18 protein-coding genes are annotated in these 25,626 nt (G+C 51.8%); 4 read left to right on the top strand and 14 right to left on the bottom strand.

Annotated features, from left to right (window positions below):
• Positions 1-93: 93 nt before the first annotated feature.
• Complete coding sequence (gene kdsB, locus ABD931_RS03125) at positions 94-837, bottom strand: 3-deoxy-manno-octulosonate cytidylyltransferase (protein ID WP_345263844.1); 744 nt, start codon at positions 835-837, stop codon at positions 94-96.
• A 109-nt stretch (positions 838-946) separates the two neighbouring features.
• Between kdsB and ABD931_RS03120 the strand changes: the two genes are divergently transcribed.
• From ABD931_RS03120 to ABD931_RS03110, 3 genes are all read left to right on the top strand, one after another.
• Entirely contained in the window at positions 947-2,395 is a 1,449-nt protein-coding gene (locus ABD931_RS03120; protein ID WP_345263842.1) for a LysM peptidoglycan-binding domain-containing protein, read from the top strand.
• 14 nt (positions 2,396-2,409) lie between these two features.
• Positions 2,410-2,643: a hypothetical protein gene (locus tag ABD931_RS03115; protein ID WP_345263840.1), complete on the top strand. Its 234-nt coding sequence runs from the start codon at positions 2,410-2,412 to the stop codon at positions 2,641-2,643.
• Positions 2,644-2,745: 102 nt separating this feature from the next.
• Complete coding sequence (locus ABD931_RS03110; RefSeq protein WP_345263838.1) at positions 2,746-3,516, top strand: TIGR02757 family protein; 771 nt, start codon at positions 2,746-2,748, stop codon at positions 3,514-3,516.
• A gap of 199 nt (positions 3,517-3,715) precedes the next feature.
• Here the strand turns inward: ABD931_RS03110 and ABD931_RS03105 are convergent, their stop codons facing one another.
• The 8 genes from ABD931_RS03105 to ABD931_RS03070 all read right to left on the bottom strand — a co-directional run bounded on the left by ABD931_RS03105 (position 3,716) and on the right by ABD931_RS03070 (position 17,529).
• Positions 3,716-5,032: a DUF1593 domain-containing protein gene (locus tag ABD931_RS03105; protein WP_345263836.1), complete on the bottom strand. Its 1,317-nt coding sequence runs from the start codon at positions 5,030-5,032 to the stop codon at positions 3,716-3,718.
• A gap of 38 nt (positions 5,033-5,070) precedes the next feature.
• Entirely contained in the window at positions 5,071-6,441 is a 1,371-nt protein-coding gene (locus ABD931_RS03100) for a glycoside hydrolase family 88/105 protein (RefSeq protein WP_345263834.1), read from the bottom strand.
• Between the two features lie 45 nt (positions 6,442-6,486).
• A complete protein-coding gene (locus tag ABD931_RS03095) occupies positions 6,487-7,881 on the bottom strand; it encodes a pectate lyase family protein (RefSeq protein WP_345263832.1) in 1,395 nt (464 codons plus the stop codon).
• Between the two features lie 25 nt (positions 7,882-7,906).
• Positions 7,907-9,349: a DUF1593 domain-containing protein gene (locus ABD931_RS03090; protein WP_345263829.1), complete on the bottom strand. Its 1,443-nt coding sequence runs from the start codon at positions 9,347-9,349 to the stop codon at positions 7,907-7,909.
• A gap of 21 nt (positions 9,350-9,370) precedes the next feature.
• On the bottom strand, positions 9,371-10,798 hold the full coding sequence (locus tag ABD931_RS03085; protein WP_345263827.1) for a DUF1593 domain-containing protein: 1,428 nt from the start codon (positions 10,796-10,798) through the stop codon (positions 9,371-9,373).
• A gap of 166 nt (positions 10,799-10,964) precedes the next feature.
• Complete coding sequence (locus ABD931_RS03080) at positions 10,965-12,608, bottom strand: RagB/SusD family nutrient uptake outer membrane protein (RefSeq protein ID WP_345263825.1); 1,644 nt, start codon at positions 12,606-12,608, stop codon at positions 10,965-10,967.
• Between the two features lie 21 nt (positions 12,609-12,629).
• On the bottom strand, positions 12,630-15,674 hold the full coding sequence (locus tag ABD931_RS03075) for a SusC/RagA family TonB-linked outer membrane protein (RefSeq protein WP_345263823.1): 3,045 nt from the start codon (positions 15,672-15,674) through the stop codon (positions 12,630-12,632).
• 205 nt (positions 15,675-15,879) lie between these two features.
• A complete protein-coding gene (locus tag ABD931_RS03070; RefSeq protein ID WP_345263821.1) occupies positions 15,880-17,529 on the bottom strand; it encodes a glycoside hydrolase family 28 protein in 1,650 nt (549 codons plus the stop codon).
• Positions 17,530-18,147: 618 nt separating this feature from the next.
• On the opposite strand from ABD931_RS03070, the gene ABD931_RS03065 reads away from it, so the two are divergent.
• The gene (locus ABD931_RS03065) at positions 18,148-18,495 is read left to right on the top strand and encodes a DUF2400 family protein (RefSeq protein ID WP_502258370.1); all 348 of its coding nucleotides are present in this window, start codon (positions 18,148-18,150) and stop codon (positions 18,493-18,495) included.
• A gap of 23 nt (positions 18,496-18,518) precedes the next feature.
• Here the strand turns inward: ABD931_RS03065 and ABD931_RS29220 are convergent, their stop codons facing one another.
• The 5 genes from ABD931_RS29220 to ABD931_RS03045 form a co-directional block, all read right to left on the bottom strand.
• Positions 18,519-18,875: a hypothetical protein gene (locus ABD931_RS29220; RefSeq protein ID WP_440590440.1), complete on the bottom strand. Its 357-nt coding sequence runs from the start codon at positions 18,873-18,875 to the stop codon at positions 18,519-18,521.
• The gene (locus tag ABD931_RS03060) at positions 18,875-19,282 is read right to left on the bottom strand and encodes a hypothetical protein (protein ID WP_345263819.1); all 408 of its coding nucleotides are present in this window, start codon (positions 19,280-19,282) and stop codon (positions 18,875-18,877) included. The genes ABD931_RS29220 and ABD931_RS03060 overlap by 1 nt, the downstream gene beginning before the upstream one ends.
• Positions 19,283-19,608: 326 nt before the next feature.
• Positions 19,609-20,010, bottom strand: a complete 402-nt coding sequence (locus ABD931_RS03055) for an EVE domain-containing protein (protein WP_345263817.1) — start codon at positions 20,008-20,010, stop codon at positions 19,609-19,611.
• A gap of 2 nt (positions 20,011-20,012) precedes the next feature.
• Positions 20,013-21,689, bottom strand: coding sequence for an RNA/DNA-binding domain-containing protein (locus tag ABD931_RS03050; protein WP_345263815.1), 1,677 nt, complete (start codon positions 21,687-21,689; stop codon positions 20,013-20,015).
• 19 nt (positions 21,690-21,708) lie between these two features.
• Positions 21,709-25,626, bottom strand: a complete 3,918-nt coding sequence (locus ABD931_RS03045; protein WP_345263813.1) for an Eco57I restriction-modification methylase domain-containing protein — start codon at positions 25,624-25,626, stop codon at positions 21,709-21,711.

Genomic DNA, 25,626 nt, shown 5'->3' with positions numbered 1-25,626 from the left:
TGTGTAGCCTGGACCGGTTCGCCGGTGCGATTATATTCCGGGCAACCTTGTCTACTCTCCCGGAATGTAATTCCGGTTTACAGACAGCCGGAATTACATTCCGGGGTACGGGGCTCTCGCCAAATCCTCCGGCGTGTCAATCCCGTAGCTGTCAATATCGGTGATGACGGCGCGGATGCGGTAGCTGTTTTCCAGCCAGCGGAGTTGTTCGAGGGCTTCGGCTACTTCAAGAGCTGAAGGGGGCAGTTGGGTGATCCTAGCCAGCACATCGGTGCGGTAGGCGTACAGACCGATATGCTTGTAGTAGGTGTGGTGCTGCAACCAGACAGCCGGGTCCTGGGCGTAGGCACGCAGGTACGGAATGGGCTGGCGGCTGAAGTATAAGGCCTCCTGCCGGTTGTTAAGCACAACTTTCGGCGAACTGGGGTTCAGCAGGATCTGCGGATCGTCGATGCGCTTCACCAGCGTAGCCAGTTCGGTGGTGCCGTCGAGCACTGAGGTGAGCAGGTCGATCTGTTCCGGCCGGATAAAGGGTTCGTCGCCCTGGATATTAACGACGTAGTCAAACGTACCCTCAACCAGACCAAGGGCTTCCTGGCAGCGGTCGGTGCCGCTCTGGTGATGGGTTCCGGTCATGACCACCGCCCCGCCAAAATCGGCCACGTGTCGGTAAATACGTTCGTCGTCGGTAGCGACCACCACGCGGCTAAGCGAGGCTGCCTGCCGGGCCTGTTCGACCACCCGCCGGATCATGCTTTTCCCCTGAATATCAGCCAGCGCTTTCGCCGGGAAGCGGGTAGATGCGTAGCGGGCCGGAATTAAACCAAGTATGCTCATACGATAAATCAAATGCATAAAGTGAGTAAAATTCCGTTTACTTACAGAAAAGGCCATCATTTTCTCCTTATTTTTACGAAAATCAGTCAGGTCACCTACCGATTAACCCATGAAAAAGCAAATCACTCACGTTACTTTTGGACTGCTGCTTGCCTGCCTTCCCGTTGCCGACGCGTTGCAGGCCCGTGACTTACCGACGGTACCGGTGGTGCTGGACTCCATCGGCATTGAGCGAGTGAACAACAGGCTTTTTGTAAAACATAAGGTTACGGCCGGCCAGACGCTGTACGCCATTGCCCGCCGGTACAATACCACTCCTGATGCCATTAAAGCGGCCAACCCCGCCATGGCCGACAACGTCCGCACCGATCAGATCCTGCGGATTCCGTATACCGGCCCATCGGTAGCCGGCCAGGAGCCCAAAGCCGCCCAACCGGCACAAACGAACGCCGTAGCCAAAACCGGAACTCCGCAGCCGGCGAAAAATACAGGCATCCATACAGTCGGCCCCTCCGAAACCTTATACGCGGTGGCTTCGAACTATAAGGTATTGATGGCCGACATCCGGCGCTGGAACAAACTCACCTCAGATCAGCTGGAGCCTGGTCAACAGCTTATCGTCAGCGAAAAAGCCTACAAAGCCAGTATGCCGCCAGCCGCTGTTGCCACAGCGGCTGTGGCAGCTGACCCAAAGCCTCAGCCAGTTCAGCCGCCGTCTCAACAGCCGGTTCAGCAACCTGTTCAAGCGGCTGCATCCACAGCGGCTGCATCCACAGCGGCTGCATCCACAGCGGCTGCTGCAACAAAGGCCGGTAATCCGGAACTGTCCAAAAACGCGGGCGTCCATACGGTTGAGCCCCTGGAAACACTGTATATGATCGCTACCGTTCATAAAGTGCTAATGTCCGACATCCGGCGCTGGAACAAACTCACCTCAGATCAGTTGGAGCCCGGTCAGCAGCTCATTATCAGCGAAACAGCGTATAAAGCCAGTTTGGCGGCAGCCCCCAAACCGGCGCCTGTTTCTCAACCCGTAGCAGCGCTGCCAACTAAACCGGAGCCGGCTAAAGTTGAGTCTGAACCCGCTCGCCCTGAGCCCACGCAAATGCCGGCCCCAAAAGCGGATATCGCTAAAGCAGAAACCGACAGCCCCACAACCGTTAAAACAGAGTCGACCCGGATAGACCGCCTTGTAATTCCGCCGGCAGAAGCCATTCGGCCCGCCCCGGAACCCCGGCCTATTCGCGCCGGCGACTCTGCCCCCATTCCCACGACCACAACCAGCCGTAAACGCGTCAGCGAAATCGGCCTGGCGGAACTCATCGACGATGATTCTTCCAACAAATACCTGGCGCTGCACCGCACAGCTCCCGTTGGCTCGCTGGTGCAGGTGCGCAACGATGTAAATAATCAGGTAGTCTGGGTCAAAATTATTGGTAAGTTACCCGATACCGGTGTCAACGACCGAATCATCATTAAACTGTCGGCACGGGCGTTTGAGAAACTTTCTCCGCACGACCGTCGTTTTCGGGCTGAGGTCAATTATCTGGCACAGTAACCAACGTGGAGCGAATGAGCGAATTAGTGAATAAACCCGAAACCAAAGCAGAACGGATTGCCCGTCGGCGGAGAGAGCGTGACGAGAAAATGAAAGCCACGACCGGCTATAAGGTCTGGAGCGTAATCTTCACTATTTTTTACCCGTTCATCGCCGTCTTCACGTTTATTTTCTCCGGCATTCTGGCGGCTTTCTCGGCCGTTTCCCGCGCCTTCGCCTGGGTCATCAGCGGAGGAAAGTCGTATTAATGATCCGGGCCGCCGGGCGGAATGCTTAATGATAAATGATGAATGGAAAACAGGTAAATCGGGCAAGTGACCGCTCCCATTCATCGTTAATCGTTCATCATTATGCATTCATCATTAAAAAGCCTGCTTGACGAAAAGGTTGAGCAGTACAACCGGCCGGGGTTTATTGCGCATGACCCGATTAGTATCCCTCACCGGTTTACGCAGAAGCAGGATATTGAAATTATGGGGCTCTGGGCGGCTATTCTGGCCTGGGGGCAACGGCCGGTGATCATCCGCAAAGCCAATGAACTGATCGACCTGATGGATGGTGCGCCGTACGACTTCATCCGCCACCACGAAGACAACGACCTGAAGCGGTTCCTGTCTTTCAAACACCGCACCTTCAACGCCACCGATACACTGTATTTCCTCCACTTCTTCCGCGAATACTATCAGACCCAAAATTCGCTCGAAGAAGCCTTCGTCCCCCCGGACTTCAGTCCGGCCGAAACCACTCGCCGGAGCCTCGAAACCTTCCACGACCGCTTCTGCTGCGGCAATTATTTTCCGCCAAGAACCCGCAAACACATAGCCACCCCGGCCCGCAACTCCTCCTGCAAGCGACTCAACATGTTTCTGCGCTGGATGGTCCGCCGGGATGACCGAGGAGTCGACTTCGGCCTTTGGCAGCGCATTCAGCCGTCGCAACTGGTCATGCCGATCGATGTCCACGTCGGCCGCGTCGCCCGCAAACTGGGTCTGCTCACCCGCGACCAGACCGACTGGACAGCCGCCGTCGCCCTCACCGACACCCTCAAACAGTTTGATCCCACCGACCCCGTGAAGTACGACTTCGCCTTGTTTGGCCTGGGCGTCGAGGGAGAGATGTAAAGCGTCAGGGAAAGGTCTCTCGTACGGCTTTACGTAATGCGTTTTTGATTTTCTCCCAGAATACAGCTTTCAAAAAGACCGGAGCTGGTTCTATATCTGCCGCTTCAAAAACGGAACGAACCTACCACTGAAACGCATAACATTCAGCTTAAAAGTAGCGATAAACCCGTATTGACTGTACGTTCAGAACAGCCTATTCTCAGTCGTTGAGCGGTCCGGTGGGGGCCAGCCATTTCCATCGTTTTGCCCAGTCCAGCAGAAACGCATCCCGGTGTTTCGAGACCGTTTTTGCCCCCTGTTGTCCACTCAGAAAAAACGCAGGTTCCGGGCGGTCGCCGTACCAGTTGGGGCCGAGTGTATAATCATCCGGGCCCGTCTTACCGGGCCAGGGCGCCACACTCACGTAGCTGCCGGTTTGGCCATTAAGGGCCGGAATTATACTGGCTGTAGTATACGTACCGACCTCAGCCTGCTTGGGGGAGTACCGAACGCCATAGTTTCCACCGCCCAGGTAATAGCCCGGCCATTCCTGCCCCCCTATGGTTAGGGTAAAACAGCTGGAGTCTGGCGAAATAGCCGTTTCCGGGCCCTTGAATATCCACTCCAGTACGGCGTAGGTAGCCACCGTATCGGCGACTGTGGAGTTACGCCTGAAAAGCGTTCGGGCACTACGATTGGTTCGGATGAAACTGCCGCCCCAGCTTTCGCCGGCCGGGTCATCGGGATTGCCATTCATAACGTAGGCGAGTGAAGGGGTATCACCCATCTTTATATCGCCTTTATAATAATGGGCAAAATCTTTACCCATCGCGCCACGTCCCTGAATGTAGTTGCCATAGTACGCCTTACTTTTCAAGGTGTCCGGCGATTCTGAATCAATAATCAACCCCCGGTAGGTACCATTGGCCTCAATCATCCAGAGGTCGGGATGGTTTTGAGCGATATAGACGTAGGTGTTGACACTCCATTTTTTATTGGGACCACCTATCCAGTACACCTTTATATGCTTTTTGATTTCGGGGGCATCGTGCAAGGCCTGCGCCAGGTCTTCCAGGCCACCCCAGACCAGTACCCAGAGCGGCTGATCGCTCTTTTTTCTGGCGCAGGCGATAATCCATTCTGAGCCTTCGGTAGGCGTACTGAATCCCCGGTAAGATGCCGCCGGGATGGCCCCCTGTTTACAGATTTTTCGCAGAGAATTGGGAGCAGGAAAACCGGATGCGTGTTTTTTCAACTGGCTGAGGTCTTTTTCATACAGATCAATCGTAGCCAGAATATCTTTTTTTCGACCATTTCCGTAGGGCGATGCGATTAGCCCTTCGATCTGAAAACAATCGGCGTACATCAGCAGATGGATCATGGATTGGAAATCGTCCGGATCGGTTCCGCCGATATCGGTACTGATTACGATGCGGGGTTTGGGTTTGGCCTGCACGGTACTCATGCACTGCATCAGGGCAATGATGGCTATCAGGCAGATAAGCCAGGAACGGGGTACCCGATTTATATACTTCATAGACTCTTTTTTTGAATCTGTTCTGTGCTTAAACGACCTCACTTCGCTTCCTGGGGAAACTCACTTTTCAACCGAAAGTGGAAGGTGCTGTTGATCGAATTTGGTTTAGGCTTTACGATGTCGAATTTAGGATTCTGCAGCAGTTTGATCATCTCGGCACCGGCATACAGCACCGGACCGTAGCCATGCGTGGCATCAACGCTTTTGCCCCGGTAGTAATAGTACGTGTTGTCATGTGCAAAAGTAGTGCCTTCGCAGGTCCCGTCTACGGCACCGTTGGCCAGCACCCTGGAGTTGGTGGCGTTCCAGCCGGTGATGGCTACGGGGCCGTACACATGACTGATCCAGCCTTCGTTGATGCCTTTCGCAATGGCATAGGTGAATATCGCGGTGCAGGACGTTTCGGTATAGGTATCGTTACGGTCCAGCAGGTTATGCCAGAAACCGGTGCCGTCCTGTAAATTAGCCAGACTGCGGATCATGGACCGGTAAAGGTGAAGGATCTTGTTGCGTCCCGGATGGTCTTTTGGCAGTACACCCAGCAGTTCGGCCATCGACATCAGTGCCCAGCCGTTGGCTCTACCCCAGTAAAAGCGGGGGTCGTAATCACCCGAGTTTACGTTCCAGCCGTGATCAAACAGTTCCGTCTGGGGAACGTACAACCGGTCGGCCATTTGCAGCACCTGCTTCACGGCATCGTCGTAAAATTTTTTTTCGCCGGTGAGAACGCCCATGTTGGTCAGAAAGGGTACGCTCATGTACATATCATCCACCCAAACCGATTTGTACTGGGGGCGGTGCCGGGCCAGGGTGCCATCGTCCAGACGAAACTGTTTGTTGGAGATATACTCATTGATGATGTTGATCACAGCCAGGTGGTCTTGGTTTTTGTCTTTCAGGTAGGTTTTTATCAACGCAGCCCCAATGGACCCGCAGTCGTCCAGGGCGCCGATGTGGAGCAGCGACCATACGCCGGGCTGCCGCCCAAACTGGGCCTCGTTCTGGCGGAGATACGGCAGACTTTTTTCCACAAAGCCGTAAAACCTGGTGTTGTCGGCAAAAAATCGCTTGTCGCCGGTCACGTCAGACAGATAGCTGAAAGCCGACAGTACGACCCCGTGGGTGTAGGTCCATTCACTGGAAAAGCCAGGGGATACCGTGGCGTTTTTGTTCGGTTTCGAAAAGTCCGTAATTTCCTTTCCTGTTGTGGCATCCACTAGTTTCTGCGGGCTGGTCGATTCGTAATATACCCGCACCCGGTCCATGACGGTTTTGATGCTGTCGACATTCGGAAATTCGTAGGGGATCGGATAAAAAGGTACGCGGCCGGCGACATCTTCCTGCGCCATCAGCCGGGTACCGGCGCAGAGAAGCGTCAGGAAAAACAGGATTGATCTGGTTGTATTCATGCGTTAGACAATGGTTTTAACTGAGCGAATCAATTTCATCGGTGGCTACCGGATACTGTTCAGGTATTTTTCCAGCATGGTGTACCCGTCAGCGCTGGTTGTACGTCCGTCGGCTGCATTTTTAGGGTCCAGGCCCTGCTCCTTTTCCCAGTCGTCGGGCATGCCATCCTGGTCGGTATCGACGGGAGCGGCAGTGCTTTTCAACTCAGGCCAGCCGCCAACGTCTGCCGGCGAATCGATAATACCTGTCTTCCGGGATTTATCGGGTACGGATTGCTTTTGTTTGTAGGTCGAGCCCTCAAACGTAGCAAAGCCTTTCCAGGTCTCGTCGATAATACGGGTATCGACCGGGTCGCGTTTGGGCAATGTAGCCCCTGCTTTTTCAAGCACGAACCGATACGCGTCTGCTGCTGACTGCTGATGGATAGCCATAGCCGGCCACGGTTGGGGAAGTTTTATACTGGCCAGAACCGCACTGCCACCCTGCGGCTGTACGCCCCCGTTCCAGTTATCGGCCGTAACCAGGGCATTGCCTTCCACCACATTTTCGGCGATAAACCATTTGCCGTAGTCGTCGGCACCATCGCGTGTGGATGGTGCGGCCAGCCGATACGATACATCGCCGGGTTTGGTGGCAGGTCCCGGTTTGTAGTAGTTGGCTACCATGTTGAACTGGGAGAAATTATACCGCTTATCACCCTGCTGGGCATTTTCTCCCCCGTAACAGCTTTGATACCCCCAGTTGTAGAGTACATTGTTGCGGTAATCGGTGTAGCCGCTACCGGATGCGAACCGGGGATTACGACTCGAATGATGCGCGATCAGGTTGTGGTGGTACGTTCCGTAATTGCTGCCCCAGATACCACCAAACCCATGAATGCCCTTGATGTGATTGGAGTTGTACATACTTTCGGCAATCAGACACCATTGTACCGTCAGGCTATCGCAATGGTAGATAGACATCGTTTCATCCACACTCCAGCTCGCCGATACATGATCGATGATGATGTTTTTGTTGAACCGGCCGGACAGGGCATCTATATCCTCGCCCGATTCACCGCCTATTCTTAGCCGCAGATACCGGATGATAACCTGGCTGGCGTCAATGATGATGGGCGACTTCCGGATGCAGATCCCATCGCCGGGAGCAGTTTGACCGGCAATGGTGATGTAGGGATTGGCAATGGTAAGGGGCGTGTCGAGCACGATGGTTCCTGACACCCGGAACACAACTGTTCTGGGTCCGGTGGCTTCCACAGCCGCCCGGAGGCTACCCTCACCGGCATCGTTGAGGTTCGTTACCTGGTATACTTTTCCTCCCCGTCCTCCTACGGTATATTTTCCGTACCCTTCGGCACCCGGAAAGGCAAGGGGCCTCTGGGCAAACCCAGTCGCCGTTCCCAGGAACAGCAGCAGAGCCAATAGTTTAGTTGAATACATACGCCTAATGGCTTGGTACAAATGGTTAGTTTACTTGGACCACTACACGCTGATAGCGGGTAAGTTGGGGGGTGCCGTTGTCGGTCACTTCACAAATCAGGTGGATGGTCTGGCCTTTCCGGGCATCGGCGGGTACGCTGACCGACGCATTTTGTTTCGTCCCGTTCTGTATTGCTACAGTACCGGGGTAGGTGTCGGCTTCGGCGTATTGCCACCAGCGGTAGGTGAGTTTGTTGCCGTCGGGGTCGGTGGTGCCTTTGGCGCTGAGCCTGACGGTGGTGCCGGGCCGGGCTGTCAGATCAAGAGCATGGGCGAGTTTGACCAGGGGCGGGTGGTTGGCCTGATTATAGGGTTTGACGCACCAGTCGGCGCGGGCGGCAAAGTCGTTTTGCAGCACATCCGTCCACTGCCAAATGGGTTTGAAGTAGGCACTGCGTTGTTCTGCCGTAGTTTTTGAGCCTTCGCGCAGGCTGCTACGCCCCCAGCCGTTGCTGCCGTACCAACGCCCTTCGGGATAGGTGTAACCCGCTACCGGTACTGGGTCAAGCCAGGTGTTTTCACGGATTTTGACGTAGCGACCACCCCAGCCACCCCAATCGGGCGATTCCAGACTGCGCAGACCTGTCACAATGGTGTGCATGAACGCCGGCGAGTCGCCTTCGGAGCGGAAGTCCCCGGCCACGAAGCCTTTGTCTTCGCTGCCGTGCGCTTTGTAGGAGGCACATAACGGGCCGTGGTTGTTCAGGATATGCTCGTTCATCCACGGACCAGCGTAGTAGGTCTGCATGCCGGGGGGCTGCACCTGTTTCCAACGGTAGGCGATGGCCTCAAACTGGTCGGAGATGATGGTCAGGATGTTGTACTTACCCCAGTGCGGGCGGATGTAGCTCTGATACGTATTGTCCTGCTCCCAGATGAAAAAGAACCGCAGCTTTTTAGCTACTCCCGCCATCTTGTCGGGGTGCTTTTCCTCGATGGTCTTCAGGGCGCGGGCAATGGTGTTGGTGCCTCCCCAGGCCTGTAGCCAGATGGGCCTGGGGTCCGACTCGTCCAGCAGCACCTGTACGATATGCTCCGACCCCGCCGTAATCGAATCCATCTCCCCTTCGGCCTCCACGTTGCCCAGAAAGGTGTGGGCTCGCAGGTAGGCCGGGCTGGGGTAGTTTTGGTCGTGTTTGAGCAGGTTGGGATAGACCTGCTCATAAGCATTCAGACTGGGGTCAATCCAGTCGTCGCCCGCCCAATGGTGGCCATGCCAGTGGTACTGGGAGCTGGAGGTGATGATGCCTTCGATATCCCACTCGTTGGCGTAGAGCAGGAAGCGCACCAGCGAGCATTCGTCATCAATCTCGCCATCGCTGGTAACGATGACCCGGGTCTTCTCGGCAGGCTTTATCGACTGTGCATAGGCATGTCCAATCGGAATAAGCAGGCCAAACAGCAGTACTAACATCAACGGGTATTTCATGGTATTAACGTTTTCTATTCCTTAGTTCACTTCGATCACTACACGCTGATAGCGGGTAAGTTGGGGGGTGCCGTTGTCGGTCACTTCACAAATCAGGTGGATGGTCTGGCCTTTCCGGGCATCGGCGGGTACGCTGACCGACGCATTTTGTTTCGTCCCGTTCTGTATTGCTACAGTACCGGGGTAGGTGTCGGCTTCGGCGTATTGCCACCAGCGGTAGGTGAGTTTGTTGCCGTCGGGGTCGGTGGTGCCTTTGGCGCTGAGCCTGACGGTGGTGCCGGGCCGGGCTGTCAGATCCAGGGCGTGGGCGAGTTTGACCAGGGGCGGGTGGTTGGCCTGATTATAGGATTTGACGCACCAGTCGGCGCGGGCGGCAAAGTCGTTTTGCAGCACATCTGTCCACCGCCACAGAGGTTTAAGATAGTTTGTTAGCTCCTGATCGTTCGGAATGTCTTTTTTCAGCCGCTCCCGACCCCAGGCTGAATTTCCGTACCAACGCCCTTCGGGATAAGTATAGCCTGGTTCAGATACCGGATCGAGCCAGGTGTTTTCACGGATTTTGACGTAGCGACCACCCCAGCCACCCCAATCGGGCGATTCCAGACTGCGTAGACCTGTCACAATGGTGTGCATGAACGCCGGCGAGTCACCTTCGGAGCGGAAATCCCCGGCCACGAAGCCTTTGTCTCCGCTGCCGTGCGCTTTGTAGGAGGCACATAACGGGCCGTGGTTGTGGAGAATGTTCTCGTTCATCCACGGACCGGCCAGATAAGTCTGCTGTTGCTGGGGGAGGTATTTTTTCCAGTGATAAAACAGGGCGATAAACTGGTCGGAGATGATGGTCAGGATGTTGTACTTACCCCAGTGCGGGCGGATATAGCTCTGATACGTATTGTCCTGCTCCCAGATGAAAAAGAACCGCAGCTTTTTAGCTACTCCCGCCATCTTGTCGGGGTGCTTTTCCTCGATGGTCTTCAGGGCGCGGGCAATGGTGTTGGTGCCTCCCCAGGCCTGTAGCCAGATGGGCCTGGGGTCCGACTCGTCCAGCAGCACCTGTACGATATGCTCCGATCCTGCCGTAATCGAATCCATCTCCCCTTCGGCCTCCACGTTGCCCAGGAAGGTGTGGGCTCGCAGGTAGGCCGGGCTGGGGTAGTTTTGGTCGTGTTTGAGCAGGTTGGGATAGACCTGCTCATAAGCATTCAGATAGGGTTCAGCCCAGTCGTCGCCCGCCCATTTGTGGCCATGCCAGTGGTACTGGGAGCTGGAGGTGATGATGCCTTCGATATCCCACTCATTGGCGTAGAGCAGGAAGCGCACCAGCGAGCATTCGTCATCAATCTCGCCATCGCTGGTAACGATAACCCGGGTCTTCTGGGAGGACTTTATTGCCTGCGAAAAGGCTTGCCCAACCGGAGAAAGCAGGGAAAATAATAGAAGGATTGTCAACGAATATTTCATGTTGGTCTTGGCTTTTTGTCAACGTGATACCCGTTGCCGCCAGATTATCCCCATCTCAACCCCGCCAGTTTTGGCGGGGTTGGGGTGATCAGCGCGGAGTCCTTTCTACGGTTAAATTTACGAACCAATTATAGCCGCGCTGCCTATGGGTAGACTATTGGTAGCCCTGATTTTGGGTGAACTCTGCTTTGTTGGTCACCGCATCCAGCTGCGTTTGCGGAATGGGCCTAAGTACATGGTAATCCTGAAGATTGACGGCATTATCCGGCGCATAGGCCCGGATGCGCTCCAGCAGTTTACCGGTACGCTTCAGGTCAAACCAGCGAAGCTGCTCCCCGGCCAGTTCGCGGGCACGCTCGTCCAGAATGAAATCAATTGTCACCTGAGCGGGCAAAATCTGCATGGCAGCTACTTTGCCAGGCTTGGCCGCCCGGGTACGCAGTACGTTGATATAGTCGGCAGCAGCCTGTAGATTGCCCAGCTTCATCTGGGCTTCGGCGGCAATCAGGTACACCTCGGCCAGGCGAATCACAAATACGTCGCGGGCACTCTGGGCTTCGTTGAAGCTGGGCCGGGTGGGGTCCATAAACTTCGACAGGCTTGGGTAGCGTAGTCCGTCTTTCACGGTTCCGTTGGCATTATAGATTTTGACGCGGTCAACGACCTGGTATTTTCGGGTTGCCTGAAAGGCAAGGGGAATTTCTTTCCGGGTGCAGTACACCGCCGTATCGCCCAGGGCCATCCCGGCCGGACGGGTAGTTGCATTGGCATACCATACTTCATTGAACGAGCCTTCGTAGCGGGCATCATTGTCGCTATAGAGGTCGAGCAGGAACCGGGTTGGCATATAGCGGTTAAACGGACGCCCATTCAGGATGTCTCGGGTCATGCCGGGCCGGTCGTCGTACTTCATCAGATACAGCAGGTGCGCGTTGTTGCCCCCCCGGCTGTGACCGTAAGGGTTGAAGGTAGAATTAGCTAAGTCATTGAGGGCCAGATTGGCGGAATAATCCACCACGTAAATAGCCTCTCTGGTTTTCAGATTGCTCATCTTCCACAGGTCGGCGTAATTGGCCTCAAGCTTGTAACTCGTGTTAGCCAGTACGGCCTGTGCCATTTCCAGGGCTTCCTTATTCATCCCTCTTGTCAGGTACATGCGGGCCAGAAACGCCTGAGCGGCTCCTTTGGTCACTTTGCCGTACTGCGGCTGGGTAACGGGCAGCTTGGCAACGGCCACCTTCAAATCCTCGAAAATCAGGTTGTAGAAGGTTTCTACGGGTGTACGATTGGCGGTTGACACAATCCCGTTAGTTTCCTCCGTGGTGAAGTGAACCCCACCCCAGGTTTCAACGATATGCCAATAGTAGAAGGCGCGTAAAAATCGGAGTTCGCCTTCCCGGATAGGTCGGAGTGCAGCCGATAACCCGGCTTTGTCGATTCTATTGATACCGCCGTTGCACAGATTGATGGCGGCATAGAATTCCCGCCACTCGTTGGACAGGTACGTGTTACTCCCCTGAAGATTCAGGTATTGGGTTAGTCCGCGGTCGGTATCTCCGGCGGCACTGGTCCAGATATCGGTACCGGTTTCAGCGATGTTGTGTGCTTCTTCCTTACCATACCACCAGCGCTGATAGGAGTAGGCGGCATTGACCAGGGTTTCAAAACCCTCGGGCGTGGTATAAACGGTTTCGGCAGTCAGTCCGCTGGGATTATATTCTTCCAGGACATCTTTACACGAGAATAGGGTTAGTAAAGTTAGTGTCAATAACCCCGATTTTAAAAGAAATGCGTTCATGATTGGTACGATGTTTTTGGGTTATAGATTGACGTTCAAGCCAAATACGTAGAGTTTTGTCATGGGGAAGCTTTCTCCTCCGCCCCGCTCAGGGTCGTAGTTCAACTTGGTGAAGGTGAACAGGTTCTTGCCCGTCACGTAGACCCGAACGCCCCGTATGGCTTTGGGCAACACCTGGCCGGGAATGTTGTAGGCAAGCGTAATATTCCGAATCCGGGCGAAAGACCCATCCTGATAAGGCAGCGTAGACAGGTATTTTAAGCCACCGTTTTTATTGGGCCGGGGATAGGCATTGGTTGGGTTTTCGGGGGTCCAGTAATCCAGTCCAAGTGTACTATTACCAATGCCCTGAGGGTCGTAGCGCGCCGATCGATCCGAGCTGATCATCTGGCCAATTCGGGCGTAGATGAAGAAATTCAGGTCGAACCCTTTGTATTTGAACGTGTTGTCAAGACCCCCACTCCACTTGGGACGCGGATTTCCCAGAATAATACGATCATTGACGGCATCGATCTTTCCATCGCCATTCTGGTCTTTTACCTTGATTTCACCCGGCAACTGGGCCGGCGACATCTTGGCGGCCAGGTCGGCCTCGGCTGTTTGCCAGATACCCAGCTTCTCGTAATCATAAAATACCCTGATAGGTTGACCAATAAACCAGCCGTTGCCAATGTCATTGCCACCCGTTACCAGTTCAGTAATTTCTTCCTTGTTTTTAGTGAAGGTGACATTGCTGGTCCAGGTTAGGTTTGCCGTGCGGATGTTGGTACTACCCAGCGAGACTTCTATTCCCCGATTCCGTGTTTTGCCAATGTTCTGCTTTACCGTCGTTACCCCCGTTGTTGGCGGCAATCCACGGTCCAGCAGCAGGTCTTTGGTACGGGTATCGTAATAATCGACAGAGGCATTCATCCGGCCGTTGAACAGCCCGAAATCGAGACCGAGGTTTTTTGTGTACGACAATTCCCAGCCCAGGGCGGCATTGCCCACATTCCGGGAAAAAGTATAGGCTGGATAAGCCACTTCATCATAGCCAAAGGCAATCCGGGTGAGGGTAGTTTGGGTAGCGTAAGGGCCTGATGGGTCATTACCGGCCACGCCGTAGCTCGCCCGCAGTTTCAAATCGCTTAAGCCTTTAATGCTACGCATAAAGGGCTCATCAATAACCCGCCAGGCGAAGGCTGCTGAGGGGAAGAACGTCCATTTGTTGCCCACGGCCAGTTTGGATGAACCATCCTGCCGAGCCGTCAGGGTGAGCAGATACCGATCGCGGAAGGAATAATTTAACCGACCGGCAAACGAGGCCAGGGTGTTTTTGGAATACCCCGAATTGATTTTTATCTCTTCGGTAGCACTACCCAGTGAATAATACAACTGCGTGGGCAATAACTGATTGACACCCGAAGCAGACACATTATCCGACGAATTATTCAGAAGGCTGGCGATACCCGTCAGGGTGAAGGCGTGCTGACCAAAACTACGCTGGTAGGTGACTACGTTCTCCCAGTTGAGACTACGGCCGTTGCCGGTGTTGTAGTATGCCTGGGACTTAGCTGAGTTGAAGCGGTCAATCGACCTGGGCGATGCATAATACCCTTCTCGTGACGAAGACAGGTTTACACCCAGCGTACTGCGAATTAACAGGCCATTGAGTGGAGTTAATTCCAGGTAGCCGTTTGTTAGCACGCGGGTGGTCAATACCGTGTTATTGTATACGTTGGGTTGTTCGTCCGATAGCGGGTTGGCCGACTGGCCATCGACCAGAATGTAATTGAAATTGCCATTGTCGTCATAAAGATTGCCGAGAGGGCTGATCTTATTGGCCTGGTTCAGCGGGTCTCTCCGTAGACTCTGGTTATAATACGTAAGCTGACTTTGCATACCTATTTTCATCCAGTCGTTAACGGCAAAATCGACATTGAGCCGTCCCGTGTAGCGCTTCAGTTCGTCCAGTTTCAGAATCCCTTTTTCATTGAAATAATCGACGGATACGTACGATCTCAAACGGTCGGTGCCGGCCCGGATACCAACCTGGTAATCCTGCTGCAGACCGTTGTGGATAAGCGCATCCTGAAAATCGGTCCATTGCCCGTTTTGCAGGGCATTATACTCATTTACATTGGTGAAGATTTTCGCATCGTCGGCCGGACTATTCCATACACCAGCCGCCCGCCAGGCTTCCCGTTTTAAGTCCCGGAAACCATTTATATCCATGGCTTTGGGGTACATGGTTACCTGCGAAACACCCGAGTACGCATTAAAGGAGATGTCTGGCTTCCCTAACTTTCCTTTTTTGGTTGTAATCAGAATAACGCCATTGGCCCCCCGCGACCCATAGATAGCCGTGGACGACGCATCTTTCAGTACGTCCATCGTTTCGATATCATTGGAGTTGATATCCTCCAGATTGTTGTACTGAATACCATCCACAATGATCAGCGGTGAGTTATTTCCCCCTATAGAGCGGTTTCCACGGATCGTAATGTTTACTTTAGCCCCAGCCTGACCGCTGCTTCGGGTAATGTCGGCCCCGGCAATTTTACCTTGTGCTGCTTCAAGCACGTTGGCGGTCGGTATCTCTTTCAGTTCTTCGCCCTTGAGTTGAGAAACCGAGCCGGTCAGGTCCTTTTTACGAACGGCTCCATAGCCAATAACCACCACTTCGTCCAGTACGCCGATGTCGGGAACCATGGACACACTAATCTTTTTCTGATTGCCTACTTTTATGTCCTGACTCTGGTAGCCCACAAAGGAAAAAGTGAGTACTACGTCATTGCCATCTGGTATGGTCAGTTTAAACTGACCTTCGGCATCCGTTGTGGAACCACGGGCAGAGCCTTTCACCACCACGCTAACCCCTGGTAGCGGAGCTTTTTTCTCGTCGGTAACGGTACCCGTTATTGAATGATCAGCCGATTCAGTTCCAGGAAGCACATGGGAAGCGTGCGAAAAACCGACGCACGAAATCATCAGAAATACGATATACACCGATAGGACTATACTTTGTCGAAGCAACTCAGCATAGGAGGGGGCAGTCCGGGTTGGTAGAGGTCCGTTTATTTTCATAATTTTACTTGTTTGGTTTGATGGGCAATCGACATAATAATTCTTTCCTGCCAGGCCTGATTTGCGGTCTGCCAGATGCGGGTGATATCACCAGACGCTGTTCAGGTTGATCGCATGGCCAGCGTTTTATCAGAAAACGAAAGGGTTTTAACTGGAGCGACTCATGGATGTATGGGTTTAACTATCAGTATGTTCAGTAAGCACCTCACTTCAAAATAGTCAGACTTTTCTCCACCGCGCCTTTGTTGAATTCAGCTTTGGTATGCGCGTTGGACAGCTCGGTATTCGTCACCTGTATAGCCTGACTGTATTGGCCATCCACGGCAAAGAGCAGCTCTGTATTGGCCGGATACTGAATACTGTTGAAAGTCAAGTCGTGGCTGTTCTGAATGGCAATGACGGGCTTCGTTTCTTTGGTAATCAGCTGAACATGATCCAGTTTAATTTTGCTGGCATCAATTAGCTCAACCCCTTTGCTGGCCTGGAGCACCATATTTTTCATAACGATATGCTGGATAGCCATTTCGGGTAAGCCCCGCACAAAAATGCCGGTTTGCGCACCGCGGCAAATGATATTCTCAAACGTCATATTCCGGAAAACCGGGGTACCTTCGTTCACCACAGGACGCTCATCCCGTTCGCCGTCCGTAGCAAACTTCACGAAGTAGTACATGTCGAAGAAGATAGCTTCACCCACAATGTCTTTCATGAAAATATCTTTGGCGTAGATGTGCTCAACAACACCACCCCGGCCCCGTACCGACTTGAAACGCAGTCCTTTATCAGTACCCAAGAATGTGCAGTTGGATACAAACAGATAGCGGGCTCCTCCGCTCATTTCGCTGCCGATAACAAAGCCGCCGTGTCCGTTGTATACCGTGTTATTGCGAATAATACCGTTCTCAGTAGGCATACCCCGCTTACGGCCCTCCTCGTCTTTTCCCGACTTGATGCAGATTGCGTCGTCGCCAACATCCAGGGTGCAGCCCTCAATCAGGAAGTTTTTGCAGGATTCAATGTCCATTCCGTCGCCGTTGTGGGCGTATTCCGGGTTTTTGGTCGTCACGTTCCGGATGGTCAGGTCCTGGCACATCAGCGGGTGCAGGCACCAGGCCGCCGAGTTCTGAAAGGTTACCCCTTCCAGCAGCACTTTTTTGCAATTGTTGAGCACAACCAGGTTAGGCCGCAGGAAGTCTTTCATATTGGCAAAGCTGGTCAGCGGCTTTTCCGGCGACAAGAGCATGCTCATATTCCCGACGCTGGCCTTTTTAAACTGTTCGCTGGGGTACCACGTCTGGCCATCGTCTTTGAGCACCCCGCCCGAGGCTACTTTTGCCTTCCATTGATCGCTGTTAAGTTGTCGTTTGTGTACCGCCCGCCAGACATCGCCGTTTCCATCCAAAATACCCTGACCGGTAATGGCTACATTCTCCAGGTTCATTCCTGATATGGGCGACTGATTACGGGCGGCTTTCTTCCCTTCGTATGTACCCTCTACCAACACGTATTGGCTTTTGTCTTCCGTAAACAGGAGAGTGGCTCCCTTCCTCAGGTGCAGGTTCACGTTGCTTTTCAGCTCAACCGGGCCGGTGAGCCACAGGCCGCCCGGTATTAGTACCACGCCACCACCTTTCTGGCTGCACTGCAGGATGGCGGTATTGATAGCGCTGGTATTCAGCGTGGTTCCATCCGCTTTAGCCCCGAAGCTTGTGATCGTTACGGTATCCTTTCGAAACGTGGGCTGTGCTATGACCGGCAAGTTAGTCCAACTATAGACGGGGGTGGGTTGAGCCGCTGCAGACAGGCTGATTAGTACCGACAAGGCAAGGCCAGGTATGATATGCACTTGATTCATAAGGATTAATCTTACTTATAGTATTACGAAGACCCCGTTAGGATTAGAATTTATGCCAGTGGCCTAGCTGTTCCGGCCTTCTTACGCGCTATAATATAGACCAGACTAACCAACACCCTTTTGGCCCTGGCTATGTCCATGGATAGCATAGAACACCAGGCCATATCATACAAAAAGAAAATAATAGCAAATTTTAGAAGTTAAATGTTAACAAACAAGTGTCAAAAGAAAAATTTAATGATTGTTGGTTAAAATTGCAGTAAAGAGGGCGAATCAGGGTAAAAATGTTGTCTAATTGCGATTTTATATAAATAATCTCATCATAAATTAAATTATCTACAGAAGCCGTTCAAGTAGGTTTTCGCAAGAATTACGATTTATGGAATGACATTTATTTTGTTTTTGTTTGTTTTTATTTCTTTTTATTTGATATAGTTGTTAGGTGAAAGTAGCTAAGTACAGGACAAAACAGGAATAAGGCATTCTAAAGAACGCTGATTCAGTGCCCGGTCCTGTAACTCATTTAAGCCATGACGGAACAGACTGAGCAAGGGGCGGACACCATCCTTGAGCTTTTTCAGGGGAATACCGCAACCCCGCCCAAGCAGCCACTCCCCCGTGAGGGAACTCACTTTTCAACCGAAAGTGGAAGGTGCTGTAGATCGAATGCGGCTCAATATGTTTCTGCGCTGGATGGTCCGGCACGACGCCAGGAGTGTCGACTTCGGCATCTGGCAGCGTATCAGGCCGTCGCAACTGGTCATGCCCATTGATGTGCACGTCGGCCGCGTTGCCCGCAAACTGGGTCTGCTCACCCGCGACCAGACCGACTGGACAGCCGCCGTCGCCCTCACCGACACCCTCAGACAGTTTGATCCCACCGACCCCGTTAAATACGATTTTGCCTTGTTTGGGCTGGTCGTTGAGGGGAGAGATCGTGAGAGGGTGTTAAGAGTGAGGATTTAACAGGAATTGGGTATTAAGCGATTTTACAATAATAGTTTTTGTTCAACAAACCGGACATACCAGTCGGGGACTAAGTTTGCCGTTACGATAAGTTCTTTATCCTGTAATCGTGCTACTTCGACGGATTTACTACCATCTGTAGAGTTATCGTATAGGTAAGCCTCATCAGCTAGACGTAGTACATTGGCTAAGTTGTTCAAAGAACGCCAATACCGGTCGCGGATTTTGTCAACCGGAACAAAGTGCCCACCTTTCTGCATCCGATTTGAGACTCGCGATACATTAATCTCCGAGTCACGCGTAGTGATATAAAACAGTCGAATGAAATAGCCAGCTTCTTTCACCCGGCGAATCGTCTCAATTTTGTCTGCCGACGACATTACGGTTTCAAACGTGAATGACAGCTCGCTAAGAATAAGCATCTGGCGAACAAAGTCAGTAATAAGAGCCGCATGTAGTCATCTGATACAGCAGAACTAACCGGTTCGATAACACCCTCCACCTCATTCAACCGAATAGCGTGGACTAATTGTTCTTGAAGGAGTCCACTGTCGCGGCTGATTTTTGCGGCTAACGTAGAAGATTGTAAAAAATCTAACCAATCAGCCTGTGAAGGGTGGATTTCATAAATGCCTATATAAGCCAGACCATGAAAGGTGAGTTGTTGCTCAATGTCGTCCGGATTGAGATAATGGCCTAGTTCGACGGACGACTCTTCCAGAAAACGATTGGTAATTGTTGTCTTGCCCGAGCCGTTTGGTCCGGCAAATACGGTGAGTGTTTTCAACGGATGCGGATAGAACGTTGAGCAGGCTTCTGAAGAGGAGCTAGTTGTTTTCCCGCTCGTCTGCTGCCATCCAAACGAATATCAACTATGGTATCGTCTTCGACAACCGTTACGGTTAGGCCCTTTAGCAGCGATTCTTCACAAGCCGACCGAACAGCTTCGGTAGCCTGTTCTGTGATGGATTGTGGATTGGCAGCATTGACGGCAACAGACTTAATAGCGTTAAGTTCTATTTGTGATAAATTAAGGAAAAAAAGAGCTAAGTCGTTTTAAAATATGCTGTTTTGTACGCTTAGCTCATTTCTGTGATTTCTGTTGTCTGTGTATCATGACAAACCACTGCCGGCGCTGATACTCCGCCACTGCTCTTTATTCAAAGGTACTACGCTCAAGCGAGGCTGTTTGACCAACGGACTATCTGCAAACGCGACAAAGCTTTTAATAGTCTGATACTCTACCGGTGGCTCTAGTGTTTGAATTGGTTCAAAATCAACGGCCAGCCATGAGCTATTGTCACTGGTTGGGTCTGCTTTGGGGTCTAACGCAACACGCATGATACCCCAAACCTTCTGTTGAAAATAAAAGACGGCCTGATCGCCCGTCTGCATCTGGCTAATGTACTGCCGGGCCTGAGCATTGCGTATGCCGTACAGGTGGAACCGGCCGGCGGCTACCACCCGTGCCCACGTGCGGGTCCGAAACGGCGATTTGATTAGCCAATATGCCATGGTTAGCTCGCTGTTTTTTCCAGCAACTTCAACACGAAGTGCCCTCGATCGGTGGTGAAGTACTTCTGTTGAGAACTGTTTGGCCGGTCTGGAACGGTACGAGCCAATAGCTTTGCACTCAGCAACGGCTTCATATACCGGTTATAGTTCTTGACCTGATTTGTGCGTTTCAGCGTATCTTCCAGAATAACTTTCCGGCTTTTTGGCGACGTACAAGCGCGCAGAACGGCCGCAAAATCCGGCTCCAGAAACTCAACCAAAGGCCGGTATTTGTCCGGTTTAGTTAAGTCGAGCGGTTTGCCACCTTCCGTAAAATCGTGGACAAACCGGTTGAGCAGTTCCCAGTAATTACTACCGGTTACCGGCCCAATAGACGAATCCCCTTGGTTACTAACTTGATTACCGACTTGGTTACTATCTTGATTACTCCCAGACAGCCAAGCGGGATGTAGGGGTAGCACGGACAGAAAATACGTGCGGTCCGGGTCGGTCTCGAACGTGGGTTCTGGTGAGCCGTTTTCCCGCATCCGTCGGCGAATGAGCGGAATACCGGTGCCACGTCCTTCGGCCAATCGCAGTTCTTTCAGAAAATCGCCAATGCGCCGGTTGCGGTAGTCACGGGCGACAATACGCTTCTGTTGAAGCATTGCATTATCGACAGGAGCTACAGGGCCGGGAAAGCTCAAAATCTGAACTGAATCAGGAAAGACCTGAATCTCGACTGGCTTGGCTTCCTCGTACGACTTGTGGTATACGGCGTTTGCCACGGCTTCCTCAATGGCATCATACGGAAAGTTTACATAACGTAGAGCTTCGGCCTGACCGCTTACTTTTGTGGTACGCTCCTGCACCACCACGGCTTGCAGGTACGCCAGGCAGTCGCGGAGTTGTTTGTGCAGCGGTCCTTTGAAAGTCTTTTCGGTAAAGTTCCGACCGGTATCATCCTGGTGAATCACCACTTCAATCCAGGCCCGACCGAAAAACGTATGCGGTTCCGGGTTGAAAAAAAGCAAGCCAACATTAAGCGGCCGTATAAATTCATCAGGCCCCCGTGCAATTTGCATCTGCTGGCCCAACACGGGCAGAGGAGCCTGGTCGCTTTCGGCAAACAAATCACTTTTTACTTCCTGCAGGTAATCACGAATCAGACCTAGTTGTAAATCATTGACGGCGGCCTGATGATTTATGCGGTCGTCGAATGGAATTCGGGCGGTCAGGTCGAGGAGCCGCTGCTCATGGGGGCCTTTGGCTATGATACTTTTAGTACCTGACCGGATGTAATAATGACGTTGCGCTTTACCACCCTGCGTAGACGGGGCCGAATAGGGCCGCAAATCACCGGCGGGAACCCAGATAACCAGAATGTGCTTTCGCATCAGCACATACGGTTGTACGACCGGCAGGTAGCCGGGCTGAAGCTGATGGCTCAGTTCGACAATCTTTTTCTGAATAGCATCAAGTTGGTCAGGTTGCAGGCCCACCGGGGGCAACACAGGACGGCCGTCCTGTTCTTCAACCCCAATGATGATGTACCCTCCACCCCAATTATTGATGTCGTTGGCAAACGCGCAAAGCGTATGTACAATCTCCTCCGGATTCCAGCCTGCTTTAAACTCTAAGCGCTCCCACTCAACTGACTCACCGTTAACCAGATTCTCAATGTTGACGGGTAGTGCCATTATACGTCTGTTTCAGCGGCTAGTTAGACCCAGTCTGATTAAAGCCATTTCTGCTAGTATCTCGATTACGTCCCTGAGCTTCGGACAGCTTAGGGTATCGGCGCTTATACCAGGTCTCTACCTCGTCAATATCTTCCTGATTCAACCCATAGGCTTCATACACCAACTTATCTATTTCTACCTGCTCTTGACTGGCATAATCGTAGCGAAGATTCTCTTTCTGCTTTGTGATGATTTGCTTAACAAGAATCTTTAGGGAACTTTGTATTTTATCACTTAATTTTACTATTGGAGTAATTGGAAGAGATCCTACGCTGCTTTCAACCGTATGCATTACGTAGGACTTAATAATGTATTTTAGTAGTTTAGAATTTAAAACTCCTAATAGCACTTCTGCTTCATAAGTATCAGTAAAAATACCACAGCCTTTTGACTCCAAAATTCCACCAGAACTTAGACGAAAAGTAGGAGCATAAATACCAGTTCTTGAAAATGTAACACCTCTTTTGAATCTAAACTCTACATTGGTCATATCAGCATGGGGTTCAGAATTCATCCCTGAAACGGCTTTTTCTGACCAATCCAAAAAATAAGAAGTTGGAACATAATAACTAGGCATCCAACCACCTTCTGAGTCTGATTCCCCTCCTTTGTCCAATGGCACTATAAACCTTCCACTATAGTTCTGAGGTACTACACCATTCAGTACTTCATCAGTATTAAGGGTTATAGTATCCACTTCAAGGAGATTTTTAAAAGGCAATGCTTTATAATTCCCCCGAGCCTCAGGCAGTTGAAAAACATATTTATCATTATTACCTGTTTTTACCCCAGAAATAATTTTCGTCAACCCAATTTCTTTCCATCGTTTACTAATACCGTGACCAATATAATCATCTCCTAATCTAAATAGCGTCAATTCTATGCCGTTTAATTTAAGCCTTACGCACTGCTTTGGGAAGTCATGTTTGCTGTAACTAGATATATTGGAATCATTCATCAACCCAAACAACTTTGACGAGGCTACAAAAAACGGCAAATTACTATTGGTGGTAATCAAGTGTTGCGGGTATTGGTAAATAGCATATTCGGCAGTTGGCCTGGGCAATGCCCCAGTAGCATCAGCCGCCGTTTGGTGCAGCAATTCCAGAAAGCGTTCGTAGCTGTCGTGTATAGACACATTGGTCAAGTCAGCCATCAGCACTTCGTGGATGGGCGTTGCCGTATTTTGTTCGTAACCCATAGGTATTAAACTCGTCTGCACAGCCTGGGCGCGGCCATCGAGCGCTAGTTGCTGACCCGGTACATGCGTTTGCAAAGCAGGCCCGGTGGTGTGCTGGCGCAACGGAGCAGGTGTTTGGCGCGGGTCTTTCCGGTCGTGCTTCTGGGCAAACACAATAGCCGTGTTGACGGTAGCCTGGAAGGTGTCCGAATGTACACGCACCATTTTGTGCAGGTAGTGGTTTATCATCTGCTTTCGGAGGGGCAGGTGAGTCTTAATCGTCATAAAGGTATCCGATACGATGAAGGCCAGCACACCCCCATCGCGCAGCGGTGTAGCCCGAACGCCATCGCCCAAAAACCGGCTGATAAATGCACCGTAAGGGTCTTTGGAGCCGAGACCCAGGTTTGTTTTTACATCATCGGTGATAGGTGTACCTCCGTAAGGTGGGTTACCAATGACAATATCAAATCCGTGCCCACGCAGTTCCGGAAAAAAGGCCGGCAGATTAAAAAACGGTGCCGTGAGGTTACCATGCTGAAACCACTCCCGCAGCAGTTGGCGGTTGGCGATTCGCTTGGTGGGTGCATCATCTATCTTCTGTTTACGGATGGCGAACCCAAACAGTTCGTACGGATAAAGCGCGTCGAGGTATTCGGCCAGTTGGTCGGCAATCTGGCTTTTTTCGGCGGCTGTACGGTTACGGTCGTAATACTGCTCCCTGGCGGCTTCGAGTTTATTAATCAGGTCTTCAGTGAATACCGACGGACTAATATCTTTCAGCGAGTTGGCACAGATGATTTTGGTTTCCAGATTGGGTAGCGCCGATATATTGTAGTTATTGGCTACAGCCGTCAAATCTACATCTTGCTCAATAAGCAAACTGATAAAGAACCGGAGCTTGGTAATTACCGAAGCCATCGGCAAAATATCCAGCCCGTAAATAGCATTACGGATGAGACCTAACTTACGGGCATAATTGAAATCATGCCGTTCAAAATCGCGCCGGGCCTGGTCGCGGATTTCAGTGGGCAGGCGCATTAGTTGCTTAGCAATCCAGAGCCGGTTGCCGGGGTCTACCAGCCGGAGCAGGTAGACAATCCGGTTGAGCATTCCCATCGGGAAAGCACCGGAGCCACAAGCCGGGTCAAGAATCTTCAAGTCATCGAAAGCATCGATGACGAGTTCCGCAAAAGCCGGGTCATTCGGTACCAGGTCATGATAAATCAGGTCTTTAACAGCCTGTTGGATTGAAACAGAAGCGCGGCCATTGCGTTCGGCGAAGGTGTTGAGGTAAAGTACCAGCGACTCATTAACCATGTAGTCGATAACGCGACGGGGTGTATAAAACGAGCCGGACGCCTTACGGGCAGTTTTCGATATGTTTTCGTCCGGGTCGGTTTCAGCCAGCAGGTTTTCAAAAACCATACCGAGCAGTTCGGGGTCCAGGGCCACCTCTTCCTCCAGCGCGGTATTTTCGGTGACGGTAAATTTATAGCTGCTCAGGATTCGGTTAAGGCCCTGCGTAAGGGTTTCCCTGCGCCCGGTTCCAAAGGTCAGTTCTTTAGCATAAAACAATTTGTTCGGAACTTGCAGTGGCCCGTCGTCAATTCTATCGTTGGCGTTATCTTCTTCCAGTTTGTCAAAAAGCCCCCCATTCAGGTAAGGTACCCGATTGAACAGGCTAAAGTCGAAATTGGCAGGAAGATAGCGCTTGCCTAGGTAGTGACCAGCGCGGCCTGCACCCATTGGCTGGTTCAGACAGGCAAAAAAGATATTTTGCAGGATACCCCGATAGTACGAATTCTGGTTAGCAAAATCAGCCGATTGTGTACCCGGCAGCAGGTCAGCAGGCACATCACGCAGGTCGTAGAGTTCAAGCAACCGGCGGTCAATCAGCCCTTTTTCTTTCAGGAACCAGCAAAACAGGGTGCGACAGATAAGCCGGACCGTAAAGTGCTGCACGTTTTCGGCATCGCTGGCGTGGTAAGAAGCTTTAACAGGAAGTTTTATGGTGGAGACAGCAATATTATACCAGGTCGACAGCTCTTTATAGAAGCGATTGTTTAGTTCGCGAATACTCAGCGTGTTCTGCCAGCATTTCAGCACATCGTCAAAATTCCAGGCCGGCAGGTTATCGAGCGACAACTGCCCCAGAATACGGATATGCGCCGGGTGAGGACGCAGCAGGCGAATATCCTTAATCAGCGAAACTTTCTGAAGCACATCCCGGTCAGCCTTACGTTTGTTGGTGCGCCGGGCAATAACTCCAACAGTCAGGTTCTCGTTGTAGTGAATAAATACTACGGTTGGTATCCCAAACGGCCGATTTAGCTGCCGGGTTATCTCCGCCAGTTCGGTACGGGTATAAGCCTTCTCACGTGGTTTTAACTTTACTGCGTGAAAAAAGAAACTGTCCTTGTTCCCCCGGTCAATCTGGTTAAACAATGACAATGTCCGCCGAACTTCATGTTCGGTAAGTTGAAACAAAAACTCGAATCGCTCCCACTGGTCGGCTAGTGCTTTTTTAGAGTCAAACTCTTCGGGTGTTAATTCAAACTGGTCAATAAATCCCTGAGCGGTAGGGTCGTTAAGCGTAATAGTTCGCTGACTATTATATCCCAGAGAATTCAGCAGGTCGGTGGCACCTGAGCGTAGTGGTTTAGCAACAAAGCTGGTTAAAGCTTGTTCAATGGCGGGAAGGTTAGCAGGCAT

Origin of the sequence: Nibrella viscosa (assembly GCF_039541875.1) — a bacterium.
Lineage (GTDB): Bacteria > Bacteroidota > Bacteroidia > Cytophagales > Spirosomataceae > Nibrella > Nibrella viscosa.
The sequence above is the reverse complement of the archived record's forward strand: the minus strand, read 5'-3'. Positions and strand labels throughout refer to the sequence as shown.

Coding starts and splice junctions, on each gene's coding strand:
- kdsB (WP_345263844.1), bottom strand. CDS start 837: ATGAGCATACTTGGTTTAATTCCGGCCCGCTACGCATCTACCCGCTTC.
- ABD931_RS03100 (WP_345263834.1), bottom strand. CDS start 6,441: ATGAATACAACCAGATCAATCCTGTTTTTCCTGACGCTTCTCTGCGCC.
- ABD931_RS03075 (WP_345263823.1), bottom strand. CDS start 15,674: ATGAAAATAAACGGACCTCTACCAACCCGGACTGCCCCCTCCTATGCT.
- ABD931_RS03055 (WP_345263817.1), bottom strand. CDS start 20,010: ATGGCATATTGGCTAATCAAATCGCCGTTTCGGACCCGCACGTGGGCA.
- ABD931_RS03110 (WP_345263838.1), top strand. CDS start 2,746: ATGCATTCATCATTAAAAAGCCTGCTTGACGAAAAGGTTGAGCAGTAC.
- ABD931_RS03070 (WP_345263821.1), bottom strand. CDS start 17,529: ATGAATCAAGTGCATATCATACCTGGCCTTGCCTTGTCGGTACTAATC.
- ABD931_RS03080 (WP_345263825.1), bottom strand. CDS start 12,608: ATGAACGCATTTCTTTTAAAATCGGGGTTATTGACACTAACTTTACTA.
- ABD931_RS03095 (WP_345263832.1), bottom strand. CDS start 7,881: ATGTATTCAACTAAACTATTGGCTCTGCTGCTGTTCCTGGGAACGGCG.
- ABD931_RS03090 (WP_345263829.1), bottom strand. CDS start 9,349: ATGAAATACCCGTTGATGTTAGTACTGCTGTTTGGCCTGCTTATTCCG.
- ABD931_RS29220 (WP_440590440.1), bottom strand. CDS start 18,875: ATGTCGTCGGCAGACAAAATTGAGACGATTCGCCGGGTGAAAGAAGCT.
- ABD931_RS03050 (WP_345263815.1), bottom strand. CDS start 21,689: ATGGCACTACCCGTCAACATTGAGAATCTGGTTAACGGTGAGTCAGTT.
- ABD931_RS03120 (WP_345263842.1), top strand. CDS start 947: ATGAAAAAGCAAATCACTCACGTTACTTTTGGACTGCTGCTTGCCTGC.
- ABD931_RS03045 (WP_345263813.1), bottom strand. CDS start 25,626: ATGCCTGCTAACCTTCCCGCCATTGAACAAGCTTTAACCAGCTTTGTT.
- ABD931_RS03105 (WP_345263836.1), bottom strand. CDS start 5,032: ATGAAGTATATAAATCGGGTACCCCGTTCCTGGCTTATCTGCCTGATA.
- ABD931_RS03115 (WP_345263840.1), top strand. CDS start 2,410: ATGAGCGAATTAGTGAATAAACCCGAAACCAAAGCAGAACGGATTGCC.